Origin of the sequence: Chamaesiphon polymorphus CCALA 037 (assembly GCF_003003845.1) — a bacterium.
In the GTDB taxonomy this organism is placed as follows: Bacteria; Cyanobacteriota; Cyanobacteriia; order Cyanobacteriales; family Chamaesiphonaceae; genus Chamaesiphon; species Chamaesiphon polymorphus.
This window is the reverse complement of the sequence record NZ_PVWO01000466.1, coordinates 1-4,670: the sequence shown is the minus strand read 5'-3', so window position 1 is coordinate 4,670 and position 4,670 is coordinate 1. Positions and strand designations below refer to the sequence as shown.

The 4,670-nt window shown below is 46.7% G+C and carries 5 protein-coding genes; 1 reads left to right on the top strand and 4 read right to left on the bottom strand.

Annotated elements, in window-relative coordinates; translation table 11 throughout:
* Positions 1–175: 175 nt before the first annotated feature.
* A complete protein-coding gene (locus C7B77_RS24520) occupies positions 176–850 on the bottom strand; it encodes an SAM-dependent methyltransferase (RefSeq protein ID WP_106311090.1) in 675 nt (224 codons plus the stop codon).
* A gap of 58 nt (positions 851–908) precedes the next feature.
* Positions 909–1,583: a GNAT family N-acetyltransferase gene (locus tag C7B77_RS24515; protein WP_106311093.1), complete on the bottom strand. Its 675-nt coding sequence runs from the start codon at positions 1,581–1,583 to the stop codon at positions 909–911.
* A 120-nt stretch (positions 1,584–1,703) separates the two neighbouring features.
* Here C7B77_RS24515 and C7B77_RS24510 point away from each other — a divergent pair, with 120 nt between their 5' ends.
* Positions 1,704–2,291: a TetR/AcrR family transcriptional regulator gene (locus C7B77_RS24510; protein ID WP_106311087.1), complete on the top strand. Its 588-nt coding sequence runs from the start codon at positions 1,704–1,706 to the stop codon at positions 2,289–2,291.
* A gap of 84 nt (positions 2,292–2,375) precedes the next feature.
* On the opposite strand, the gene C7B77_RS24505 is transcribed toward C7B77_RS24510, so the two are convergent.
* Together C7B77_RS24505 and C7B77_RS24500 are read right to left on the bottom strand one after the other, a co-directional pair.
* Positions 2,376–4,046 carry a GMC oxidoreductase gene (locus C7B77_RS24505; RefSeq protein WP_106311084.1) on the bottom strand — a complete coding sequence of 557 codons (1,671 nt, stop codon included), beginning with the start codon at positions 4,044–4,046 and terminating at the stop codon, positions 2,376–2,378.
* A 326-nt stretch (positions 4,047–4,372) separates the two neighbouring features.
* Positions 4,373–4,588: a hypothetical protein gene (locus tag C7B77_RS24500; RefSeq protein ID WP_342761374.1), complete on the bottom strand. Its 216-nt coding sequence runs from the start codon at positions 4,586–4,588 to the stop codon at positions 4,373–4,375.
* Between the last annotated feature and the right edge of the window lie 82 nt (positions 4,589–4,670).

Sequence of the window (4,670 nt, the reverse complement as noted above, 5' to 3'; positions counted from 1 at the left end):
CCTTGGCTCTGAGTAGCTGAATTAGTAGCTGTAACTGCTTTCCAACCTGGATTTTAGCCTTTATTCCGCAACCCCTATCTACTAAATGTTCGGCCACAGCCAGCCCAATCCCACGACTCGCGCCAGCTACGAGAATTGTCTCAAACGACATCTACTATCTCCTCTCTCAATTAATTTAACGACTAATTTTTAACATTTGGTTTCCACCCTTTTGGAACTCATAATCAACAGCTATAACTTGCGTGTGATAGCCAGCATTTGATAACTCTCGCACGATCGAATCGAGGTAAGAAGATGGCTGGAGATCGAGTTTGAGTAAGGGAAAAATCCGCACCTCCAGGGCAACTCTCAACAGTTCGAGGATCGAAGCCAGATGAAAATCAAATGATAACTGTTCTGAATACAAAAACAGTAAATGAGAACAAACACACAATTCAAACTGGCGATCGAAAAAGTCTAAACTTGGCAAAGATCGATCTAAATATCGACCTGCAACTTTTCCAGATTCATAGTCCAATAAAAACTTTTCCATTGCTTTAAGCCGAGCATTACCAAGTTCGTCAGCGTCTCGGAAATTCTTCCAAATATAACGATCCTGATTTTGCTTCACCTGTGAAATAACTGTCTCATAGGTAGCTCGAACGCGTCGATCGATCTCTTCAGCAGAAAATTGATAAATTGGATCGATCGACACCACAGAGTGCCCTAATTCGGTCATTTGAGCATTGAAGCTAGCTGGGCCGTCACCACATCCCAGAATGTTTGAGTTTAGATCTGCTGCCGATAGGAGAAACATTAATTTGTATTCTTCGAGGGTTCTACCCCAAGGAACGACTTCTTCTAGTTTCATTTATAAATAACCTCAAGATAATACGTTTTACAGCAGCCACAACTGTTATGGGAAATTTTTAGGTTAAACAAAGACCAAATTTAGTAAGTCCGGGAAATTCAATTCCAAACTGCTGGCTAAAATAATCAGCGTGAAAAGTTTGGTAAGGCTTGAACCCGATCGATTCATAGGTATGGCGAGCCGCATTGTTCCCATTAACGATCGTAATTCCGGCATGAGAGTGCTGTTGCGATCGCCCTTCTTCGAGTACGGCTTTGAGTAAAACTTTTCCCAACCCGCGCCCCCGTGCTTCCGGTATTACTGCAACATTTTCAATAATCCAGGGTGCTTGAGGTGTGAGAAAAAATGGTCGGGAATCGTTGCCCCAAAATTGTTCGTAGCGATTACCAAAAGCGGTAGCGACTTCTGCCGACCAGTTCAATCGATCGGCAATTTTGGCTAGGCAAGATAGCCGAAACGGGCAATAATCCTCAGCATTGGGGGTATATCCTGCTGCTGCGGCAACGGGACTACCATCCTCTTCCAAAATTGAGAAATCCCTCACAGATCCCCAGTTAGAAGCATCTGTCTGCAATTGAGCCTCAATGAATTGCAGCGCGCTGGTGCTAGTACCTTGCAAAAAGTCGTCCCAGAAGCAGTAGTTCAAAGGCGGTAGCGAAGCTTCATATACGATGCTGGCGAGAAACGGAATATCGGTGAGCGTTGCTTTGCGGACGTTTAGTGTGGTTTGCATTCTCATCTCCTTGTAGAGAATCTCAATAACAGATACAATCTGTATGTATCCTTTATACTGCAACACCGTTTTTGTTGTCAAGATACATACAGTATGAATGTCAACTAAAAGTAAGCTACCATGTCCGCCAAACTGACCAAAGCCGAACAAACCCAACGCACTCGCCGCGCCATTCTCGATCGAGCGCGCCATCTATTTGCGACCAAAGGCTATGCCGCCACTGGCACCGAAGAAACGATCGAGGGGCTAGGAATTACGCGTGGGGCACTGTATCATCAGTTCGGCGATAAGTTAGGTTTATTTAAGGCAGTAGTCGCCGAAGCCTATGACGAAATTACAGATTACATTAGAGCCAAAGTTCAGCCGTTAGACGACATTTGGGAACAGTTGGTGGTGGGTTGTCAGGCATTTTTAGAAATAGCCCAACGAGACGATTTGCGACGATTGGTGTTTATTGAAGCTCCAGCAGTTTTAGCCGCAGATACCTTAATTGAGTTCGATCGATATGGATTTGGGCTACTCCATCAGGCGATTGAAATCGCCGTCAAAGAGGGCAAATTAAACACGATCGATGCCGAAGGCTTCGCTCATTTGGTCAATGGTGCGCTGAATGAATTAGCTGTTTGGGTTGCGAAATCCGACGATCCCGATCGATTGAAAACAGCTCAAAAATTAGCCGAAACATTGTTGGATCGGCATCGAAACTGACGATTTATTTTCAGGATTATACTACATCCCCGACTTCTCCAAGAAGTCGGGGATGTGTGGTCTAAGTAGATTAGTGTAATTAAATTAGCAAATAAAACCGCCCTTACCTATTTCATCAGCAATAAAAGCACAAGCACGCGCCGTGACAGCCATCTCTGTCAAAGTGGGACTTTGCCATCCCGAAGATGGCCAGCAGGCTCCGTCGGTGACAAATAGATTCGGTGCATCCCAGCACTGATTGTGGGAATTGACGACTGAATTAGTCGGATCTGTACCCATGCGCGCACCGCCAACCTCGTGGATGTAATAGCCTGGAGGAGCCGAGAAAGACATCGTATGCTCCATCTTGCTCACCAGCTCGCTAAAGAGCGGAATCCGAAACATCTCCGTCAACTTCATCGGCTTACCGCCAGCTAACGCGATCGTTTCATCGATCTGGGCGTGCATGTGTGCGAGCATCCGCTGTTCGTTATCCGACCAAGCACACTCGATATGCGGCACTGGAATCCCCCACGCGTCTACGACATCCTCGCTTAACTGAATCCGATTGTCGAAACGGGGTAAAACTTCGCCATGCGCGATCGCAAATCCGATCGAACCTACCCCTACTTTCCGCACGATGCCAGGTAAATCGAAGCGTTGCACGCCGCCCCAGATCCCATAACCGCGCAAAAAATCCTCGGTTTGCGATTTCAAATTGACAAAGCAGGGAATGAAAAAACTATCGCAACCGGACAGAGCGAAAGGTTTGGTTGGTGGTTTTAAGCCAGGGATGAAAAAGAAGGTGGAAGTAGAAACGTGATCCATCAAAAAGCGACCGAGCAACCCCGATCGATCGACTAATCCACCCGATCGATAACGTGCGGTAGAATGCAACAGAATCCGCACGGACTCAATTGTCGAAGCACATAAGATGACGGTACGCCCAAAGACTCGATGAGTGGTTTTATTAACTCGATCGATATATTCAACCCCAGTAGCTTTGTGGGTATCGGGATCGAAAATAACATGACTGACCACGGCATCAGATTTGAGCGTAACATTCCCCGTCTCGATCGCGACATGCAGCGAAGAACCTTGACTCGAAGAAGACGGCCAAGCTGCTGATAATGTTGACTTATTTAATCCAAATCCCCGCGAAGCGATCAACTTGCGATCGGGCCATTTGGTTTCGACTACTTGCTTGAGATGCAGTTCGCCAGGAGTCAACGGAATCGTCGGTTGATAGTCGCCATCGGGTAATTGTGCCAGCCCATCGCGATCGCCACGCACCTGAAAGAACCGCTCCAACTTACTATAATAAGGGGCTAAATCGGCATACTCGATCGGCCAATCTCGCTCGTGGCCATCGCGACTCGCGGCTTTAAACTCGTAGTCGGACAAACGTAACGTAATCCCGCCCCAGGTCAGACTTTTGCCCCCGACCTGACGACCGCGAATCCACGAAAATGGTCGATCGGGTGGCGTAGTATAGGGATTGTCTTTCTCATCAGTAAATAAATCTGGATTATTTTTCCAATAACCGGGGTGCATCGCTTGGTATGACTGCCGCTGGGAGATCGCCAAGTTATAAGCCCGCTTTGCCATATCTCGCACCGGATGCCCCAGATCGGCCTGTGGATCGACCGCTCGCCCTGCTTCCAAGACGAGGACTTTCAAACCCCGCTCGCCGAGTTCTTTGGCCGCCACGCCCCCATTAGCACCCGATCCGACGACGATCGCATCATAGATCTCAGCAGAAAAGTCGTCACTCATTTAGCGTTTTACCTCGGTTCGATCGGTTGGCTCTGTGCCCAGTCTGCGTCATTAGCGATATTTTGAGTTTGTCAGTAAAGGACATGCAAAAGATCTTACCCCAATACTTAACCAGACAGCGCGAATTTATCTGGAAAAACATCCATTCGATCGCAGTTGTTCGGGAGATCGTTGCATTGATTAGAATACAAACCCGACTTCTTGCGAGAAGTCTGGTTTGTTACTATAGCAGTAGTGTAAAAAACAATTTCTTGGTTTGAGGCTGCAAGCTTTAGCTACTGGCATAGCTATTTCTCAAAATCATGAGGTTATTTTTTTACAGTCTCTTAGTATCTCGGAAATTCACAAGGGACTAAAATTCCTTCTTCATCAAATCTTTTTTTCACTGCTTCTTGGATCTCAAAATAAACATCCTCATAGTCGGCTGCTCGTACCCACGGACGCACCGCAAAACGAATGCCGAGACTTCCCCAATCCAAAACTCCAACTAGCGTTTTTGGCTCTGCTAGAATTCGCCGATCTCGTTCGACAACATCCCAGATAATTTCTCACGGTTCGCTCATTTTGGAGAGAGGTAGTCAAATTGGGTTAAAGTTTGACAATGAGCAAGCCTGTAACCTTAAC

Coding starts and splice junctions, on each gene's coding strand:
- C7B77_RS24520 (WP_106311090.1), bottom strand. CDS start 850: ATGAAACTAGAAGAAGTCGTTCCTTGGGGTAGAACCCTCGAAGAATAC.
- C7B77_RS24515 (WP_106311093.1), bottom strand. CDS start 1,583: ATGCAAACCACACTAAACGTCCGCAAAGCAACGCTCACCGATATTCCG.
- C7B77_RS24510 (WP_106311087.1), top strand. CDS start 1,704: ATGTCCGCCAAACTGACCAAAGCCGAACAAACCCAACGCACTCGCCGC.
- C7B77_RS24505 (WP_106311084.1), bottom strand. CDS start 4,046: ATGAGTGACGACTTTTCTGCTGAGATCTATGATGCGATCGTCGTCGGA.